Here is a 17,910-nt window from a genome sequence, read left to right as displayed (position 1 = left end):
TTGGGCCAGGTCGACAACCTGTCGCGTCAGCCGCCATTCCCCAGACAGGTCGCCGATACCGCGCCCTCACCCCGGACACCTACGCTCCCCGCATGACCCCTCAGCCCAGCCCCCAGTCCGGCGCGGCCGTCAAGGCCGCCGACCGTGCGCACGTGTTCCACTCCTGGTCCGCGCAGGAGCTCATCGACCCGCTCGCCGTCGCCGGTGCCGAAGGGGCGTACTTCTGGGACTACGACGGCAGGCGGTACCTGGACTTCACCAGTGGGCTGGTCTTCACGAACATCGGCTACCAGCACCCGAAGGTCGTCGCGGCCATTCAGGAGCAGGCCGGGCGGATGACGACGTTCGCGCCCGCCTTCGCCGTCGAGGCGCGGTCCGAGGCGGCCCGGCTGATCGCCCAGCGGACCCCGGGCGATCTCGACAAGATCTTCTTCACCAACGGTGGCGCCGACGCCGTCGAGCACGCCATCCGCATGGCCCGGCTGCACACCGGGCGGCCCAAGGTGCTGTCCGCCTACCGCTCCTACCACGGCGGCACCCAGCAGGCCGTGAACCTCACCGGCGACCCCCGCCGCTGGCCCTCCGACAACGGCACCGCCGGTGTCGTCCACTTCTGGGCCCCCTATCTCTACCGCTCGAAGTTCTACGCGGAGACCGAGGAGCAGGAGTGCGCGCGGGCGCTCCAGCACCTTGAGGACACCATCGTCTTCGAGGGGTCCGCCACCATCGCGGCGATCATCCTGGAGACCATCCCCGGCACCGCCGGCATCATGATCCCGCCGCCCGGCTATCTCGCCGGGGTGCGCGCGCTCTGCGACCAGTACGGGATCGTCTTCGTCCTGGACGAGGTCATGGCCGGGTTCGGGCGGACCGGTGAGTGGTTCGCCGCCGACCTGTTCGACGTCGTACCCGACCTGATGACCTTCGCCAAGGGCGTCAACAGCGGCTATGTGCCCCTCGGCGGTGTGGCGATCTCCGGTGCCGTCGCCGAGACGTTCGCCACTCGCCCCTACCCCGGCGGGCTCACCTACTCCGGGCACCCCCTCGCCTGCGCCGCCGCCGTCGCCACGCTCACGGTCATGGCGGACGAGGACATCGTCGGGCAGGCCGCCCGCACCGGCGAGAACATCCTCGGCCCGGGCCTCCGGGAGCTGGCCGCACGGCACCCGAGCGTCGGCGAGGTACGCGGCACCGGTGTCTTCTGGGCCCTGGACCTCGTACGGAACAAGGAGACCCGGGAGCCGCTGGTCCCGTACAACGCCGCCGGGGAGGCCAACGCGCCCATGGCCGCGTTCGGCGCCGCCGCGAAGGCGAACGGACTGTGGCCGTTCGTCAACATGAACCGCACCCATGTCGTGCCGCCCTGCAACGTGACCGAGGCCGAGGCCAAGGAGGGGCTCGCGGCACTGGACGCCGCGCTGTCGGTCGCCGACGAGTACACCGCGTAGGGCGGAGCACGCGGAACATGAACAAGTAGGAACGTGAACAAGCAAGGAGTGGGGCCGGAGGGGAACGTACGGGGGTGAAACGGGGTGAACGGGCGCCCTCGTACGTCGGCATGTGGGTAAGCGCACGGGAAAGTCCGTCGGGAAACCGAACGCGTAAGGTGACGTGCTCGTAGACATATGCGAGTAGCCATTCGAACGCGTGAAGGGGGAGGGCCCCGACCATGCCCGCCAGCAGCGGCAACGGTGCCGTGACCCGCAGCACCCTGCGGCAGCAGATCGCGGACGCACTCCGCGACGAGGTGCTGGCCGGCCGTCTCCAGCCGGGTCAGGAGTTCACGGTCAAGGAGATCGCCGAGCAGTACGGCGTCTCCGCGACGCCCGTCCGCGAGGCCCTCGTCGATCTGTCGGCCCAGGGCCTGCTGGAGGCGGACCAGCACCGCGGCTTCCGCGTGCACGAGTACTCGCTCGCCGACTTCCGGGGCATGATCGAGGCCCGCGGTCTGGTCACCGACGGCATGTTCCACGGCCTCGCCAAGGGTCTGGCGAAGGGCCTGGCGACCGGTGCGGCGGGTCGTTCGACGGACGGCCGGGTGAGTGGCTTCGCCGTTGACAGCCCGGGTCCGCGCGGCTTCTTCGTCCGGGTCGGCGACCCCCGTGCCGCCGCCGCCCTCGCGGGTGTCCGCCGCCGGGGGGAGGAGGCGCGGCGCGCCGCCGCCGCCGGGGACCTGAACATCCTCATCGGCTACGACCTGCGCTTCTGGCGCGAGCTCGGCGCCCTGTTCGGCAACCAGTACCTCACCGACTTCCTGCACCGGCTGCGCGTCCAGTCCTGGGTGTGCGCGGTGCAGCACCTGCGCCGACTGAGCGACCTCCGCGGTCACCTGTGGTCCAGGTACACCGAGGTCATCGACGCCCTGACCCTCCGTGACCTCGCCGAGGCGCACCGGATGGTCGACGACTACGACCTGCACTCCCTCGCCCTGATCGAGGGCCTCGCTGTCCTCCCCTCCGACGGAGGCGAGGACAAGGAGAAGGAGAAGGAGACGGGGACGGGGACAGGGGCAGGGACGGAGACGGACGACGGCGTCACGGCACCTGCGGGCAACGGCGGAGGCACCCTCTGATGAGCGCTCCCACCCGTACCACCGGCACCCTCGACCTGACCGTCGTCGTCCCCGCCTACAACGAGGAGGAGCGGCTCGGCCCCACCCTCGCCGCGATCACCGGCCACCTCCAGGAGAACGAGGCCCGCTGGGGCTCCTGGGAGGTGGTGGTCGTCGACGACGGTTCCACCGACGGCACCCGTGATCTCGTCACCGCCCTCGCCGACCCCCGCGTCCAGCTCGTCACCAGCCCCCGCAACCGGGGCAAGGGCCACGCCCTGCGCCTCGGCGTCGCCGCCTCGCGCGGGGCCCGCGTCCTGGTGACCGACGCCGATCTGGCGGCTCCGATAGAGGAGCTGACGGTCCTGGACGAGGCGCTCACCGAGGGGCACGCGGCGGCCATCGGCTCCCGTTCCGTCCCCGGCGCGACCATCGAGCACCACCAGCACCGGGTACGGGAACTCCTCGGCAGAGCCGGCAACCTCCTGATACGCAGGGTCGCCGTCCCCGGCATACGGGACACCCAGTGCGGCTTCAAGCTGTTCGACGGCGACCGTGCCCGTACGGCGTTCGCCGCGTCCCGGCTCAACGGCTGGGGCATCGACGTCGAGGTCCTCCAGCACTTCCGCCGCGCGGACTGGCCGGTCGCCGAGATACCGGTCCGCTGGGCCCACCAGTCCGGCTCGAAGGTACGCCCGCTGGACTACGCCCGGGTCCTCGCCGAACTGACCGCCCTCAAGGCGCGGGCCCTGCGCCCGGCCGACCTCCTCGCGGTCACCCTCTTCCTCCTCATGGCGGTCGCCCTGTACGCGGGCCGCTGGCTCGACCCGGCCCACCGCTACCTCCCCGACTCCCTCCAGGACCAGAACCAGTGGGAGTGGTTCTTCGCGGTCACGGCCGACAACGTCAGCCACTTCACCAACCCCCTCTTCACCGACCTCCAGGGCTTCCCCGACGGTGTGAACCTCATGGCCAACACGGTCATGCTCGGCCTCTCGGTCCCCTTCACCCCGATCACGCTGCTGGCCGGCCCCGCGGTCTCCCTCGCCCTGGTGATGACACTGGGCCTCGCCGCGACAGCGACCGCCTGGTACTGGCTGATCATGAAAAGGGTCGTACGGCAGCGGGGAGCGGCCTTCGCCGGCGCGACCCTGGCGACCTTCGCGCCCCCGATGGTCAGCCACGCCAACGCGCACCCGAACTTCGTCATCCTCTTCATGATGCCGCTGATCATCGACCGCGCCCTGCGCCTGTGCGAGGGCGAGCGGGTCACCCGCAACGGCGTGATCCTGGGCCTGATGGCGGCGTACCAGATCTTCCTCGGCGAGGAACCGCTGCTGCTGGCGGCGATGGGTATGGTGTTGTTCGCCCTCGCCTACGCGGTCCTGCGCCGGGACCTGGCGAAGGCCGCCTGGCGTCCGCTGCTGCGCGGCCTGCTGATCGGGGGCGCGGTCTGTCTCCCGATCGTCGCCTTCCCCCTCTACTGGCAGTTCGCCGGGCCGCAGAGCTACAAGAGCGTCCTGCACGGCGACAACGCCGGCAACAGCCCGCTCGCGCTGCTCTCCTTCGCCGAGCGCTCCCTCGTGGCGGGCGACGCGGACCGGGCCAACGCCCTCTCCCTCAACCCCACCGAGCAGAACGCGTTCTACGGCTGGCCGCTGGTCCTGCTGGCCTTCGCGATCGTCGTACGGCTGTGGGAGCGCACGGCGGTGAAGGCGCTCGCCTTCACGGCTGTCGCCGCGGCCTTCCTGTCCCTGGGCCCCGAGTTCCGTGTCCCGCTGAGCGACACCGTGCTGCCGGGTCCCTGGGCGCTGCTGGCGAAGAAGCCGCTGTTCGAGTCGGTGATCGAGGGCCGGGTCGCGATGATCTGCGCGCCCGCGCTGGGCATGCTCCTGGCCCTCGCGGTGGAACGGCTGGCGGCCACGCGCCGGCTGCCCACGCAGTACTTCGGCACCATGGCCGTCCTCCTCGCCGTGCTGCCGATCGTCCCGGCCCCGCTGAAGACGGTGGAGCGCGCGGACGTGCCCGCGTTCATCGCGGACGGCACATGGAAGTCGTACGTCGGCAAGGGCGAGTCGCTCGTCCCGGTGCCGTTGCCCGATCCCGGCAACGCCGAGGCGCTGCACTGGCAGACGACGGCCGGCCTCGGCTTCAAGTTGCCGGGCGGGTACTTCAACGGGCCCTACGGCGCCGAGCGCGTCGGCATCTACGGCGCCTCGCCCCGCTTCACCTCCAACATGCTGCGGGACGTGCGCTACACGGGCGTCGCGCCGACGATCGGCCCCAACTGGCGTGCGCAGGCCAAGGAGGACTTCGCGTACTGGAAGGCGGGCGTGCTGGTGCTGGCTCCGCAGGGCAACGACGGGTTGCTGCGCGAGACGCTGAAGCAGTTGACGGGAAAGCCGGGTAAGTGGACGGGCGGGGTGTGGGTATGGGACCTGCACGACGGGACGTGAGTCCCGTCCCGCCTGGCTTGACCCGCCCTACCCGACCTACCCGCCCCGCCCTACGTGACCTGTTCCTGCCGGTGTCTGGCCCATCACACAGGGGTCCGACCCACCCATGACCCATTACGCTTCCCTGACTGCTCTGCCCGCGGTGCCTGACCACCGCCTGCGACGATGCGAGGAGTTCTCCTTTGGCCTGTGACCTGTGGCTGGTCCCACTCGTCGACGTGCTGTGTCACACCCCCGACAATCCCTTCGCCGAGGAACTCGCCCTCTACGACAAGGTGCTGGGCGAGGCAGGACTGCCACCGGTGCCGGTGTACGCGTACATGCCCGGGCTGTCCGGCGACGTGGCCCCGATCGCGGGCTTCGACTACGACGCGCTGCACTTCCTGCGCCGCGCCTACCTCCTCCAGGTGTGCGGTCTGCCGGTGACGCCGGTGGGCGAACTGGGCGGTGACTACGAGCAGTTGCTGGAGATGTTCGAGGCGACCGCCCAGCAGTCGCACCTGGTCTGGCACTACGACCACGCGGGCGCGTACGTCCCGGTGGACTTCCCGCACCCGCTCTCCAGCGATGAACTCCTCGCCGGAGGCGGCCCGTTGGGCTCGTCCCAGAGTCTGCTGAGGGAGCTGGAGTTCGTGGCCCCCTCGATCGGCATCGACCCGGCGAACCCCCCGGTGGCCCCGGCCCCGCCGCTGACACCCACGTCGCTGGAGGAGCCGGCGGCACCTCCCCCGTTCGACTCGAGCCCGTTCGCCCGGGAACGGCATGTGTGGCTGGGCCTGAACGCGGCGGCGACACGGAGTCTGGCCCAGGGGTCGATGATCGTCTTCAGCTGAGCGGCGACAGCGACGGCGGGGTGCTCAGCGGATCTGCGCGAGCCCCTTCTGCAGATCGTCGGTGTTCATGACGGGAGTGAACGAGACCCTGGCGCCCAGCTGGCTGAAGAACGGTTCCGCGATGGCCGGGATCTGGGAGGAGTCCTCCAGATCGATGAACAGCCAGCAGGTCCGGCACCCGTCCTCGGGGCCGAAGTACGCCGCCTCCGGCTTGAGGTGGTCCAGGGTCTCCTTCAGCATCTTCGGCATCTCGCCACTGTGTATGCCCTCGTTGCCCTTGTCCGTGTCGAACTGCGCCTTGAACAGAACGCGCATGGCACTCACCTTCTCCTGATCGACGCGCGCCGCACGCCGGATACGCGCTCGCGCCACCTCAGGATATGCCCGGTATGTCCGCTTGGCGTGCGCACATTCGGCCCACTCGAAATGCGCACTCGGTGACCATACGAACACGATGCGTGCATGAACCAGCACATACGCATCCTGGTGCCCCGGACCGTCTCGGCGGCGGGGCCGGTGACGACGTCATGAACGCGAACCGCATCCGCACCCTCCTCGGCGCAGGGCTCACCCTCGCGGTGGCCCTGACCCTCACCGCCGGGCCCTCCCCCGCCGCCGCCGCGAGCTGGCCGACCGCGAAGCGCGTCCAGAAGGTGACGGCGACCATCAAGGTCCCCGCCGGCACCAGGGACTTCGACTTCACCCGCCTCGTCGGCAGCGGCGCCCTCGGCGGCGGTGACCAGGCCGAGAACCAGCCGCCCATCCTGGAACTCGCCGACGGCGCCACGATCTCCAACGTGATCATCGGCACCCCGGCCGCCGACGGCATCCACTGCCGGGGCACCTGCACCATCAAGAACGTGTGGTGGGAGGACGTCGGCGAGGACGCGGGCACCTTCAAGGGCACGCGCGCCAACCAGACGATGACGATCGACGGCGGAGGTGCCCGCAAGGCCGCCGACAAGGTCTTCCAGCACAACGGCCCCGGCACGTTCGTCATCAAGAACTTCGAGGTCGAGAACTTCGGCAAGCTCTACCGCTCGTGCGGCAACTGCAAGACCCAGTTCCAGCGTCACGTGGTCCTCGACAACGTCACGGTGAAGGCTCCCGGCCTCGATGTCGTCGGCATCAACGCCACACCGTACGGCGACACGGCCAAGCTGACGCGCGTCACCATCGTCGGCGACGCGGCCCGCAAGATCGTGGTCTGCCAGAAGTTCCGCGGAGTGACCTCCGGCGAGCCCGCGAAGACGGGATCAGGACCGGACGGCAGGAACTGCGTCTACCGCACGTCCGACATCACCTACAAGTAACCGGCAGACCGGTCAACGGTAAGGAAGAGACATCGTGGTCACCATCAAACGTCTGTACCGCCTGCCGCTGCTCGTCGGCCTGGCGAGCGCCGCCGTCGCAGCCCCGCTGCTGCTCGCCCCGGGCGCCGCGGCCGACGCCCACTCCAGCGCCGCCGCCAGGCCGTCGGACATCTGCACCGCCTTCAACACGGTGAAGGTCTCGCCGTACTACCTCAACAACAACGTCTGGGGTGCGAAGGGCGCGACGGGCCAGGAGTGCACCTGGCTCAACTCGTACAAGAGCGGCAAGATCAACTGGGAGACGTCCTTCGACTGGAAGGGCGGCGACCCGCACGGCGTCAAGGCGTACGCCAGCGCCGTACTGGGCTGGCACTGGGGCTGGAAGGACACCACCACCAAGCTCCCGGTCCGGCTCAACAGCGGCCGCAAGGTGACGTCTTCCTGGAACTTCAACATCACCCAGACGACGCCGACGGTCATGAACGTCTCGTACGACCTCTGGTTCCACCAGAAGTCCAACCCGGACTGGCAGGACCAGCCGCACGACGAAATGATGGTCTGGCTCAACCGCCAGAACGGCGCGGGCCCCCTCGGCACGAAGCGCGAGACGCTGACCGTGGGCGGCGTCGCCTGGGACCTCTACGTCGGCAAGATCGTCAACACGAACAGCAGTTGGAACGTCTTCTCGTTCGTCCGCAAGACCAACACCAACTCGCAGACGACCGACCTGACGGCCCTGACGAACGCGCTGGTCCAGCGCAAGCTCATGGCCAACACCAACTACCTGAGCAGCGTTGAGGCAGGCACTGAAGTCTTCAGCGGCAAGGGCAAGTTGAGCACGTCGTCGTACTCGGTGACCGTGGGCTGACACCCACTCCGCCACCGGCCCAGGGCCCGCGTCCCGTTGGGGGTGCGGGCCCTGGGGCTGCGGTTCTACTCGACGACGCGGATCGTACGGATGCCTGTGCCCCGGTAGCGGGTGGGCACCCGGGTCAGCACGGGCCGGCCGCGAGGCCACTCCACGGTGGGCAGGGCGAGGTGCAGCACATGCGCCCCGCTCCAGTCCACCTCCCCCTTGTCGCCTTCGACGTCGGGGCCGCCCGCGACGCGCAGGCGCTTGCCCACGGCGGTCGCCGCCGCGAAGTCGAGCCCTTCGATGGTGACTGACGGCAGCGCGCCCACATGCTCGGCGACCCCCGCCCGTTCGAACTCGGCGGCGGCCAGGCTGAGAGCCGGGACATAGACCTTCAGCGCCGGGTCCTTCTCGGCCTCGACGACCAGCCGCGAGGCCATGCTGTTGCCCGCGCCGAGCGCGAGCGCGGCGGTGTCGTCGAAAATGACGGCACGCGGCAGCGGGTAGGACTTCTCCTCGCTCACTGGACCTCCCCGATGCGCCCGGACTCAAGGTCGGCCCACAGCTTCTCGCCGGCCTTCTCGTCCTCTTCGGTGTAGGGCCTGCCGAGGAAGTGCTCCTCGACATACGCCCTGGTCTCCTCGTACCGCTTGCGCAGTTCTTCCTTGGTGGGAGTGGCCCCTGCCAGCCCCGCCACGAGGTCCCGCATGCTGATCCCGCGCTCCCGCGCCAGCTCCTGAAGACGGTCCCGGACGGCGGGGTCGACCTTGATCGTGGTGTCAGCCATGAGCACAGTATACCGACGGTATACCGTCTCTGGGCGTTCGAGTGTGACGGTCATGGATACTCCATTTCTCCTGAAGGACCTGGCGCGCGAACGCACGCCAGGAGTCTGTGCGCCTACACGGGCGCGGGACGCCCCTGCATCAGGGCGCGGGCCAGTGCGCCACCACGTCGTGCGGCCTCGCGATAACCGCCGGAGGCACCTGGCTTGCGGATCTCAACGGTCGTGACAGGTACGGCCGTTGACCCGACCGCCTCACCGGCAGGGGCAGCGGCAACTGGAGCGCCCGGCGCGGCCGGGCACTTGCGGCGCAGCCGGTTCTCGACGAGGGCCCGGGGCGAGTGCAGCGGCGAGGGCAGCCCCTGCGTCAGGGCCGCGCGCACCTGGGCGCTGCTCGCCCCCGCAGCCCACCACTCCTCGACCAGCGGCGCCAGCCTCAACGCCTCGGCGGCCCCGAAGGCGAGCCGGGGCTCGGTACGGCTGAGCGAGCCGAGCAACCGCGCGGCGAGCGCGGTGCGTTCGCCGGGCGGCGCCTCGGGCGCGGCCTCGCCCGACGGCACGTCGCCTGACGGCACGTCGGCCGACGGCGGGGAGGGAGGTTCTTCTTCCCTGGTCTTTTCTCCCGAAGGGAGGCCGCCCGAAGCCCCGGATCACGACTCACCGGAGGCCCGATTCCGAACTTCTTCGGATTCACCCGCAGGCGGCTCGTCCTCGTACGGAGTGTCGAATACCTCGTACACGGTGGAGAAGTGCCCGGACTCCTCGTCCTTGCGCACCACCCGCCGCAGATACCGGGATTTCTCCAGCTCATGCAGGGCGGCGGCGATCCGGGCCCGCCCTTCCTTGCGCTGCTCGGCAAGGGTTCGGATGGTGGCGCGGGCGCCGTTCGGGAGGCTCAGGAGGTACGTCAGTACGCCTACCGCGCACCAGGAGAGACTCCGGTCGCGGAGAAGAGCGTTCGAGAAGACAGAAAACGCGCGCGTGGGCGTCGTACGATGAATTCGCACTGGGAGCTCCAGTTTTGTGCTTGGAGCTGGCGCTCCGGTGACAAGCCCCCGGGTGCTGGTAACACCGCGGGGGCAATCTGTTGCCGTGACTCTAAGGGCACACAGAGCGACGAAAGCAAGCTGAACAGGCTTTTCCCGGGCGGAAGTTCGCGTTCTTCACTCTTCGGGGTGAAGTGCGGCCTTCAAAAGCAACGCGTGTACGAAGTGATCTCGCCCCGTCGGCCGATAACGCCAAGTCAGCGGCCAGGTCTGGCCGTTGAGCGCCGGTACGGGGATGAAGGCGATGCGGCCCGGACCGGACGCGAGACGGGTGACGCCGGGCGGCCAGACCCGATGCGAAGTCGCCCCGACGGGCACGAGGAAGTAGACGGCCCGATTCCCGTTCGCCCCCTCCACGACCGGCCCCGGCGCCCCGCCGGTCATCCTCGCCAGCCGGTCCGCCGCCGCTCTGCCCTCGTCACCGTCCACCCGCACCGCGTCGAACTGGACGCCGGCCTTGCGGAGTTGGATGCCGGTGGATGGGATCCAGTCCGGGAGGTCGGGGAGATCGGGGATCTGAGCGACCTCAGGGGCGAGTGGGGGTTGGAACTGCTGACGCTGGAGTTCGCTCAAGTGCGTTCTGGTGAGCGGGAGTGAGTGTTGCTGGGCCGTGTTGTGTCGTGCGTCGCGGCCGTGGGGTCGTTCCTGGCGGGAACTGGTGTTCTCCTGTCGAATGCGTGACCTTCATGGGTGACGCTCGTTTCTCATGGCGACAGGTTTTCGGGTGGGGCAGGGGATGGGGTGACAGGGGTGGGTGAGCTGCGGACTGTCGCTGCGCCGTTCGTCGCGTCCGGCCCGTCCGGTGTGGCCGTCCGTACCCGCCTCAAGGACCTGATGCCGGATGATGAGATGGTGTTGCGTCTGGTGGGCGGGCATCTGGGGTCGCTGGCGTCGAGGGATCTCAGGGCGCGTTGCCGGGACGCGCTGGAGCACTCCGCCGAAACGTGGGCGGTGCGTAAGCGGGAGCTGACACCGTTGTCGTCGTCGCGGTGGGCGGGATCGATCACCAAGGCCACGCATGATCAGTGGGCGCTGGCCCGGCGTGGCCAGTCGGCGCACATCCACCATCTGGAAGCGGGCATCCGCACCGTCGAGGACCGTCTGTCCCAGCCGCTCGGGCAGAAGGGGACCAAGGGCAAGCCCGGGGGTTACCGGTCTCGGCGGGAGTGGCATGCCAAGTCGCGGCGCCTGCGGGTGCTTGAGGACCGGCTGGCGGTCGCGCGGGCGGATCGTGAGGCCGGTCTCGTGCACGTGGTGCGGGGCGGCAAGCGGCTGGCGCGTACTCGGCAGCATCTGGAGGCGGCCGGGCTGACGGAGTCGGTGTGGCGGGGGCGGTGGGAGGCGGAACGCTGGTTCTGCCAGGCGGACGGGGAGTCCGGCAAGCGGTACGGCAACGAGACGATCCGGATCAGCCCGGACGGTGAGGTGAGCATCAGGCTCCCCGCCCCGCTGGCGTATCTGGCGAACGCGCCGCACGGCCGGTACGTCCTGGCCTGCACGGTGCGGTTCGCGCACCGGGGCGGCGAGTGGGCGGACCGCGTCGAAGCTAATCGGGCGGTCGCCTACCGCATCCACCTGGATGCCGGCCGGGACCGCTGGTATCTGACAGCGGCCTGGCAGATTCCGGTCGCACAGACCGTCCCGATCGAGACGGCGCTCGCCCACGGGGTGATCGGCGTCGACATGAACGCCGACCACCTCGCCGCCTGGCACCTCGACACCCACGGCAACCCCACCGGCAGCCCACGCCGCTTCCCCTACGACCTCACCGGTACCGCCAAGCACCGCGACGCCCAGGTCCGCCACGCCCTCACCCGCCTCCTGCACTGGGCCAGAACCTGCGGGGTGAAGGCGATCGCGGTTGAGGACCTGGACTTCACGGCGGAGAAGACGCGGGAGAAACACGGCCGCAGGAAGCGCTTTAGGCAGCTGATCTCCGGCATGCCCACCGGCAGGCTCCGCGCCCGACTGGCGTCGATGGCCGACCAGACGGGTATCGCGGTCATCGCCGTCGACCCGGCCTACACCAGCCGCTGGGGTGCCCAGCACTGGCAGAAACCCCTCACCACCACAACCCGTAAGACCACTCGCCATGATGCTGCCGCCGTGGCGATCGGAAGGCGCGCCCAGCAACACCCGATCCGGCGACGGACGGCACCGCCCCCACCACACCGGAGTGATGTGGTGGGGCATCGGACCGTCCAGGCCGATCGACGTGTTCCTGGGCGTGAGGAACCCCGCCCTCGCATTCCCGGACCACGGACACGATCCGTCGGCGCCGGACGCGGAGCGAACGCGGGCAACCAGAACGCCCAACACCGTCCGGGGCGTTCGGCCGAGCATGAGACCTGGCAACAGGACTCACTCCCGCTCAGCCCCTAGAAACGGTTCGTCGAGGTTTACCTCGTCACTTTCCGTATTCATGGAGACAGTTTGAGCAGCTGGGTCTAGCTTTCTCCATAACTCTGTGTCGATGGTGCGTAGCTGTCGGAATTCGGCGTGGGCCGGTGGTGACCAGTTGAGTTCGGTTGAGTTCGGGAGTGACCGGATGGCGAGTTCGGACAACAAGTTGGAAGCGGGCGGCACGGCACGTATGGTCGCCGCCCTGGCAAAGGCCCTGCGCGAGCAACAGGGATACACCCAGGAGGAGTTGGGCAATCTCATCGGCTACACGGCATCGGCGATCAGCGCGATGGAGACGTGCGCGCAGCCCGCCAGCGACAAGATGCTCGTCAAGCTGGAGGAGGTGTTGGGGGGTGGGCTGGGGGTCTTTGAGAAGGCGCGGAAGTGGATGCTGCTGGAGAAGTACCCGGCCCGGTTTCGGGGGTTTGCGGGGCTGGAGCGCGGCGCGGTCACCATCTCCTCGTACGAGACCTTCGTCATCGACGGGATCTTCCAGACCGAGGCGTACGCTCATGCGCTCATCCGAGGCGGCTTTCCGGCAGTCTCCGACCAGAAGCGCGAGGAACTCGTCGAGGCGCGGCTCGCCCGCCGGGCGCTCTTCGAGCGCGAGCCCGCACCGCTGATCGAGCTGATCCTCGAAGAGACCGTGCTGCGACGGCCGTTCGGCGACTGGGACGTCATGCGCGGGCAACTGCTCTCGCTCGCCGCGGACGCCCAGAGGGAGAATGTCTGTCTGCAAGTACTGCCGCTGGACCGCGGGTTGCGCGGATCGCACGCCGGTGCCCGCGGTTCCATGAAACTCCTCGTCACCGAGGACCACGACCACGTCGTCTACATGGAGATCGAGGACCAGAGCATCCTGGTCAGCGAACCCCCCGAGGTGGCCCAACTCGCGCACCGCTATGCGAAGATCCGATCACCGGCTCTGAGCCCTGACGACTCACTCAGCCTCATCGAACGGTTGGCAGGAGAGGAACCATGAGCGACGCCGGTGCACTGCGATGGTTCAAGTCCAGCTACAGCGACGACGGCGGCGGTAACTGCGTCGAAGTCGCCTACGCCTGGCGCAAGTCGACGTACAGCGACGGCGGCGGCAACTGCGTGGAGATCGCCCCCTGCCCCCACACCCCCACCGCCGCGATACACATCCGCGACTCCAAAAACCCCGGCGGCCCAAACCTCACCGTCGCCGGTGAGGCCTGGGCCGCGTTCCTCTTCTACAGGTAGTACCAGTCCACGGCCACGTCCTGGCCGCCGAGGCCGGTCGCGATGATGGAGACGTTGATGACGGGGTTGCCCTTGGCCTTGCCGCCCACGTACCAGCACTTGATGAACTGGAAGCCGCGCTTGGGCGGGCAGCTCTGGTCGGAGCGGTAACCGACCTTACGGCCGTCTATGGTCAGGGTGTCGGCAGCGAGGAGATGCACGCCGTCCCAGTACGAGTCGGATCCCGCGCCGTCGCAGGCGGTGAGCTTGCTGCCGGTCGAGGCGTCGCCCGTCGAGCCCGCGGCCTGCTGAGTGCCGTTGTACCAATGGGTGGAGGCGCAGTTGGCCAGCCGCTTCACCTGCGTCGCGCGCCAGCTGAAGTCGCCGCTGTACTTCAGCGTGTCCGCCAGGGCTGTTCCGGCGGTGATGCCGAGCGCGAGCGTCATGGCGGTCAGCACCATGCCGATGCGGGCCGCGATCCTTGCTCGACGTGAGTGCTTGGGGGGCGTAGGCGTCATTGTCCTGTCTTTCGCTCTGGGGGGAGAACTGATGACTGGACGTGAGAATGGCTGGCCCGTAGATCGTCGCCGTGACGTGATCATTCCTCGGCCGTAACGAACTCTCTCCTCTCCCGGCGATCTTGATGTGAGCGTCCTTTGCCCGGGTCTTTACCGACCCGCTGACGGCCGTGGCAACCCCTTTGCCCGCCCCGCTGTCCGGCCACTTAGCCTGCTCCGAGGAATTCGATTTCTCCCCGGCCTGAGCGCCGGGACTGCCTCGGAGGTAGCCGATGAACAACATACGGTGCACCCAGTGTGGTGCCGTGGGGCTGCAGCCGGGCTTCGTCGAGGACTCCGGGCAACGCGCTCGCGGGTTCGCCCGGTGGATCGAAGGCGCCCTTGAGCGAGGCCCGCTGGGCGGTGCCAAGAGGATGGGGCGGCCTCGCTGGCAGATCGACGCCTTCCGTTGCCCCAACTGCGCACATCTGGAACTGTTCGCCGCTCAGCGCGACTAAGAGGTCGTCTGCGCCCGCGTGCTCAAATCATGAGGTGCCGGTCTGCAACCCCGCGATGAGTCCGTCGAGTATCCGCAACTGGCGGGAGGGTGTGGTCAGGCGAGCCGCGAAGATCGCGTTGATCTGGAGTCCCATCAGCGTGGCCATCGCAAGGTCCAAGAACGCATCGAGATCGCAGGATGGGTTGATCTCTCCCGCTTCAGCCGCAGTGTTCAGATACGAGAGCATCTGATCGCGCCAGCGCGATATCGCCTGGTCGTAGACGCCGATCAGTTCCTGATCGGCTACCGCGTAGTTCCAGAAGCCGATGACCACGCGGGCCTCATTGAGACGCTCGTCATCCAGGGGCATGATCTCGACGCAGAACTTGCGGAACGCGTTCAGGCCGTCGGCGCCGGCGATGGTGCGGGCGGCCCGCTGCTCGGTGGCTGCATTGGCGCGCTCCAGCGCGGCCCGCAGAATGGCTGCTTTGGTGGGAAAGTATCGTGCGAGCGCACCGTTGGTGAATCCAGCTTCGGCGGCGAGATCCCGCATGTTCAACGCCGCGAATCCTCGCCGCGCGACAAGGCGCCATACGGCTTCGATGATCTCTTCACGCCGCGCGTCGTGGTCCACGATCTTGGGCATGGTGACACCTTACCAACGGGTAGACGCCTGAATGCTGAGGACTGTGGTCGCACTCACGGGCCTCACGGCGGAGGAGTCCGAGGGGTCGCGTGACCCGCAGACCCAACCCGTTCCCGGTGGCCGTGAGAGGTGTCCCCATGGCGCCCTCTTCCCAGCGACCCCATGAGGGATTACATTGGAGCTATTAATCTACAACTGTAGACGACAGGCTCTGGTGCGGCACCAGTCGGTACGCGGCATCGAGGCCCTCTGAATCCGGTAGCGGCCGGCTCGCCCCGGGCACCTGATCGCCCCCAGCGCTCAGGTAGGCGCTCAGCCCTCGTCATGACCAACACCACCTCCTAGGACAGAGCATGCCTGATCTTGAGCCAGATGAATTCCGCCGCCAGGGCCACCAGTTGGTCGACTGGGTCGCCCAATACCGCACCTCGCTCCCTTCCCTGCACGTGCGGCCGAAGGTCTCACCGGGCTCCGTGAAGGCGCGGCTTCCTCGTGAACTGCCTGAGCAGCCGTCCCAGGCGCTGGGCGATGATCTCATCGCCTTGCTCAATGACGTGGTCGTCCCCTCGTCGCTGCACTGGCAGCACCCGGGCTTCTTCGGCTACTTCCCAGCGAACGCGTCCCTGCTGTCGCTCCTCGGTGACATCGCATCGGGCGGGATCGGAGCGCAGGGAATGCTCTGGTCGACATCGCCGGCGGGGACGGAGATCGAGCAGGTCCTGCTCGACGGCCTGGCGGATGCCCTGGGGCTTGGTCGCGAGTTCACTTTCGCCGGCGGCGGAGGCGGTTCGCTGCAGGATTCGGCTTCGTCGGCGTCGTTGGCTGCCCTGCTGGCTGCGCTGCAGCGCAGCAACCCGGACTGGCGCGAACACGGCGTGGACGGCACCGAGACGGTGTACGTCACTGCCGAGACCCACTCGTCACTGGCCAAGGCCGTGCGTGTGGCCGGGCTAGGTGCGCGAGCATTGCGGATCGTCCCCTTTACCCAGGGCACGCTGTCCATGTCGGCGGATGCCCTGGCAGACATGCTGGCCAAGGACGTGGCCACAGGAAAGAGGCCGGTCATGGTCTGTCCGACCGTGGGAACAACCGGCACGGGTGCCATCGACCCCGTGAGAGACGTCGCGCTGGCAGCGCGTGCGTACGAGGCGTGGGTGCACGTCGACGCCGCGTGGGCAGGAGTCGCGGCGTTGTGTCCCGAGTTCCGCTGGCTCCTGGACGGCGTGAACCTTGTCGACTCGTTCTGCACCGACGCACACAAGTGGTTCTACACCGCCTTCGACGCCTCGTTCATGTGGGTGAGGGATGCCCGAGCGCTGCCCACAGCGCTGTCCATCACGCCGGAGTACCTGCGTAACGCCGCGACCGAATCGGGTGAAGTCACTGACTACCGCGACTGGCAGGTCCCGTTGGGCCGTCGTATGCGTGCGTTGAAGATCTGGTCGGTGGTGCACGGCGCCGGACTGGAAGGCCTGCGCGAAAGCATCCGCGGCCACGTCGCCATGGCCAACTCCTTGGCCGACCGGATTGAGAGCGAGTCGGGCTTCGCCCTGGCCACCCCACCATCACTGGCACTCGTATGCCTGTACCTCGTCGACCGGGAAGGGCGCCCCGACGACGCCGCTACCAAGGCAGCAATGGAGGCGGTCAACACCGAAGGGCGTTCCTTCCTCACGCACACATCGGTCAACGGTCACTTCGCGATTCGCGTCGCCATCGGCGCGACGACGACGCTGCCCGACCACATCGACACCCTGTGGGACTCGCTTCGCAAAGCCGCTCGCCAGAGCGGTGGATGACTACTGACCTTGCCGGATCGGCTTCGGGTGCCGGGGTTGAGGGTCAGGCCGGTATCGGTGAGGCAGCCGTCGATGCGTCCCGGGCGGCGGGTGGATCTCACGGCGCCGCCCGCAAGAGCCGGAAGGCTCGCACCCTGTCAGGGTGCGAGCCCTGTGCCATGGTTCGACTATCCGATCCGGGTCAGCAGGGACGCAGCGACCACACCGGACCCCAGTCCGCGGTTCCGGAGCTGTACGCGGTCGAGGTCCACAGCTGGTTGCCGCTCTGCCCGTAGAACCGGGCAACCGTCCCAGACGTCTGGTTGTTGATCCAGGGGCCGGTGCCGTACCAGTTGGAGACAGTCCACAGGCCGCAGGTGTAGTAGTTGAACACCGTGCCCCGTACTTCCATGCACAGGTACTGGTAGGAACACGTCAGCTGCGCGCCGCGCACAGCCTTGGTCGCGGTGAAACCGTTGTAGTCCATGGTCGTCGCGTTGATCTGACGGCCCTTGGCCGCGACGTCCGCACCCATCACCGAAGCGACGGTGCTGTTCACTTCCGCCAGTCCCCTGCCCTGCGCCGCGGCGGACGTGCTCGTCATGCCCAGCAGTGCGCCCACCATCAGGATGCTCGCGGCGAGTGCCGCACCCAAGCGTTTCATCGGGTTCACTTGGTCTACACCTTCCCCTGTGGCCTGCCCGCCCATGCGGGTCATGACTTGACCGCGTTCAGGAGACCAGGGCGCCCAGCTCGGCGGCCAGACGGTTCACTCGGGTATCCGTTCGTATGATTCCGTATCGGTCAACTTCCCTGATCTCATGGGCAGTTGACATCGACCAGCCGAGCACCGAACCGCCCGTGGCGATGCCTCCCGGATGCACTGCCGCCCCACCCGACACTCCGGCCTCACCCCGCACCACACCACATCCGACCGAAAGCCCCACCCCCGTTATCTTCTTCGCGGTCCTGCAAGAGGGCCGCTGGCCTCCGGGTCCGGCATGACTGTTCCCCCCTGTCGAACGAATGACCTGGGGGGTGGTGT

Annotated in this window: 19 protein-coding genes and 1 pseudogene; 11 read left to right on the top strand and 9 right to left on the bottom strand. The window is 68.4% G+C overall.

The annotated features are described in order from the left end of the window. Positions 1-92: 92 nt before the first annotated feature. The 4 genes from PV734_RS23040 (at position 93) to PV734_RS23025 (ending at position 5,840) form a co-directional block, all read left to right on the top strand. Positions 93-1,448, top strand: a complete 1,356-nt coding sequence (locus PV734_RS23040; RefSeq protein ID WP_319291390.1) for an aspartate aminotransferase family protein — start codon at positions 93-95, stop codon at positions 1,446-1,448. Positions 1,449-1,669: 221 nt separating this feature from the next. After that, entirely contained in the window at positions 1,670-2,572 is a 903-nt protein-coding gene (locus PV734_RS23035; RefSeq protein WP_319291388.1) for a GntR family transcriptional regulator, read from the top strand. Further along, positions 2,572-5,007, top strand: coding sequence for a glycosyltransferase (locus tag PV734_RS23030; RefSeq protein ID WP_319092806.1), 2,436 nt, complete (start codon positions 2,572-2,574; stop codon positions 5,005-5,007). Before PV734_RS23035 ends, PV734_RS23030 begins: the two co-directional genes overlap by 1 nt. Positions 5,008-5,189: 182 nt before the next feature. Next, the gene (locus PV734_RS23025) at positions 5,190-5,840 is read left to right on the top strand and encodes a hypothetical protein (protein ID WP_006373454.1); all 651 of its coding nucleotides are present in this window, start codon (positions 5,190-5,192) and stop codon (positions 5,838-5,840) included. A 24-nt stretch (positions 5,841-5,864) separates the two neighbouring features. Here the strand turns inward: PV734_RS23025 and PV734_RS23020 are convergent, their stop codons facing one another. After that, complete coding sequence (locus tag PV734_RS23020; RefSeq protein ID WP_319092807.1) at positions 5,865-6,155, bottom strand: hypothetical protein; 291 nt, start codon at positions 6,153-6,155, stop codon at positions 5,865-5,867. A 212-nt stretch (positions 6,156-6,367) separates the two neighbouring features. Between PV734_RS23020 and PV734_RS23015 the strand changes: the two genes are divergently transcribed. Then, entirely contained in the window at positions 6,368-7,153 is a 786-nt protein-coding gene (locus PV734_RS23015; RefSeq protein WP_319092808.1) for a pectate lyase, read from the top strand. Positions 7,154-7,187: 34 nt separating this feature from the next. Further along, positions 7,188-8,021, top strand: coding sequence for a GH12 family glycosyl hydrolase domain-containing protein (locus PV734_RS23010; RefSeq protein ID WP_319092809.1), 834 nt, complete (start codon positions 7,188-7,190; stop codon positions 8,019-8,021). 65 nt (positions 8,022-8,086) lie between these two features. Here the strand turns inward: PV734_RS23010 and PV734_RS23005 are convergent, their stop codons facing one another. The 5 genes from PV734_RS23005 to PV734_RS22985 all read right to left on the bottom strand — a co-directional run bounded on the left by PV734_RS23005 (position 8,087) and on the right by PV734_RS22985 (position 10,352). Continuing rightward, entirely contained in the window at positions 8,087-8,530 is a 444-nt protein-coding gene (locus PV734_RS23005; RefSeq protein ID WP_319291385.1) for a hypothetical protein, read from the bottom strand. Continuing rightward, positions 8,527-8,793: a hypothetical protein gene (locus PV734_RS23000; RefSeq protein ID WP_234372480.1), complete on the bottom strand. Its 267-nt coding sequence runs from the start codon at positions 8,791-8,793 to the stop codon at positions 8,527-8,529. The genes PV734_RS23005 and PV734_RS23000 overlap by 4 nt, the downstream gene beginning before the upstream one ends. A gap of 113 nt (positions 8,794-8,906) precedes the next feature. After that, positions 8,907-9,365, bottom strand: coding sequence for a hypothetical protein (locus PV734_RS22995; RefSeq protein ID WP_319291381.1), 459 nt, complete (start codon positions 9,363-9,365; stop codon positions 8,907-8,909). 75 nt (positions 9,366-9,440) lie between these two features. Next, complete coding sequence (locus tag PV734_RS22990) at positions 9,441-9,797, bottom strand: hypothetical protein (protein ID WP_319092813.1); 357 nt, start codon at positions 9,795-9,797, stop codon at positions 9,441-9,443. Positions 9,798-9,953: 156 nt separating this feature from the next. Further along, positions 9,954-10,352: a hypothetical protein gene (locus PV734_RS22985; protein WP_319291887.1), complete on the bottom strand. Its 399-nt coding sequence runs from the start codon at positions 10,350-10,352 to the stop codon at positions 9,954-9,956. Between the two features lie 234 nt (positions 10,353-10,586). Here PV734_RS22985 and PV734_RS22980 point away from each other — a divergent pair. The 3 genes and pseudogenes from PV734_RS22980 to PV734_RS22970 all read left to right on the top strand — a co-directional run bounded on the left by PV734_RS22980 (position 10,587) and on the right by PV734_RS22970 (position 13,466). Beyond that, a pseudogene (locus PV734_RS22980) lies at positions 10,587-12,218 on the top strand (IS200/IS605 family accessory protein TnpB-related protein). A 166-nt stretch (positions 12,219-12,384) separates the two neighbouring features. Beyond that, entirely contained in the window at positions 12,385-13,221 is an 837-nt protein-coding gene (locus PV734_RS22975; RefSeq protein ID WP_319291378.1) for a helix-turn-helix transcriptional regulator, read from the top strand. Continuing rightward, positions 13,218-13,466: a DUF397 domain-containing protein gene (locus PV734_RS22970; RefSeq protein WP_319092814.1), complete on the top strand. Its 249-nt coding sequence runs from the start codon at positions 13,218-13,220 to the stop codon at positions 13,464-13,466. The genes PV734_RS22975 and PV734_RS22970 overlap by 4 nt, the downstream gene beginning before the upstream one ends. Here PV734_RS22970 and PV734_RS22965 read toward each other — a convergent pair. Next, a complete protein-coding gene (locus PV734_RS22965) occupies positions 13,457-13,963 on the bottom strand; it encodes a hypothetical protein (RefSeq protein WP_319092815.1) in 507 nt (168 codons plus the stop codon). The two genes, PV734_RS22970 and PV734_RS22965, sit on opposite strands and share 10 nt — an antisense overlap. A gap of 272 nt (positions 13,964-14,235) precedes the next feature. Here PV734_RS22965 and PV734_RS22960 point away from each other — a divergent pair, with 272 nt between their 5' ends. Beyond that, positions 14,236-14,460, top strand: a complete 225-nt coding sequence (locus PV734_RS22960; RefSeq protein ID WP_319092816.1) for a hypothetical protein — start codon at positions 14,236-14,238, stop codon at positions 14,458-14,460. A 27-nt stretch (positions 14,461-14,487) separates the two neighbouring features. Here the strand turns inward: PV734_RS22960 and PV734_RS22955 are convergent, their stop codons facing one another. Next, complete coding sequence (locus PV734_RS22955) at positions 14,488-15,087, bottom strand: TetR/AcrR family transcriptional regulator (protein WP_319092817.1); 600 nt, start codon at positions 15,085-15,087, stop codon at positions 14,488-14,490. A 353-nt stretch (positions 15,088-15,440) separates the two neighbouring features. On the opposite strand from PV734_RS22955, the gene PV734_RS22950 reads away from it, so the two are divergent. Then, positions 15,441-16,886: a pyridoxal phosphate-dependent decarboxylase family protein gene (locus PV734_RS22950; protein ID WP_319291375.1), complete on the top strand. Its 1,446-nt coding sequence runs from the start codon at positions 15,441-15,443 to the stop codon at positions 16,884-16,886. Positions 16,887-17,067: 181 nt separating this feature from the next. Here PV734_RS22950 and PV734_RS22945 read toward each other — a convergent pair whose 3' ends face one another. Beyond that, on the bottom strand, positions 17,068-17,529 hold the full coding sequence (locus PV734_RS22945) for a hypothetical protein (RefSeq protein ID WP_319093050.1): 462 nt from the start codon (positions 17,527-17,529) through the stop codon (positions 17,068-17,070). Between the last annotated feature and the right edge of the window lie 381 nt (positions 17,530-17,910).

This window comes from Streptomyces sp. AK08-02, from assembly GCF_033795085.1.
GTDB classification, from domain to species: Bacteria; Actinomycetota; Actinomycetes; order Streptomycetales; family Streptomycetaceae; genus Streptomyces; species Streptomyces echiniscabiei.
The sequence above is the reverse complement of the archived record's forward strand: the minus strand, read 5'-3'. Positions and strand labels throughout refer to the sequence as shown.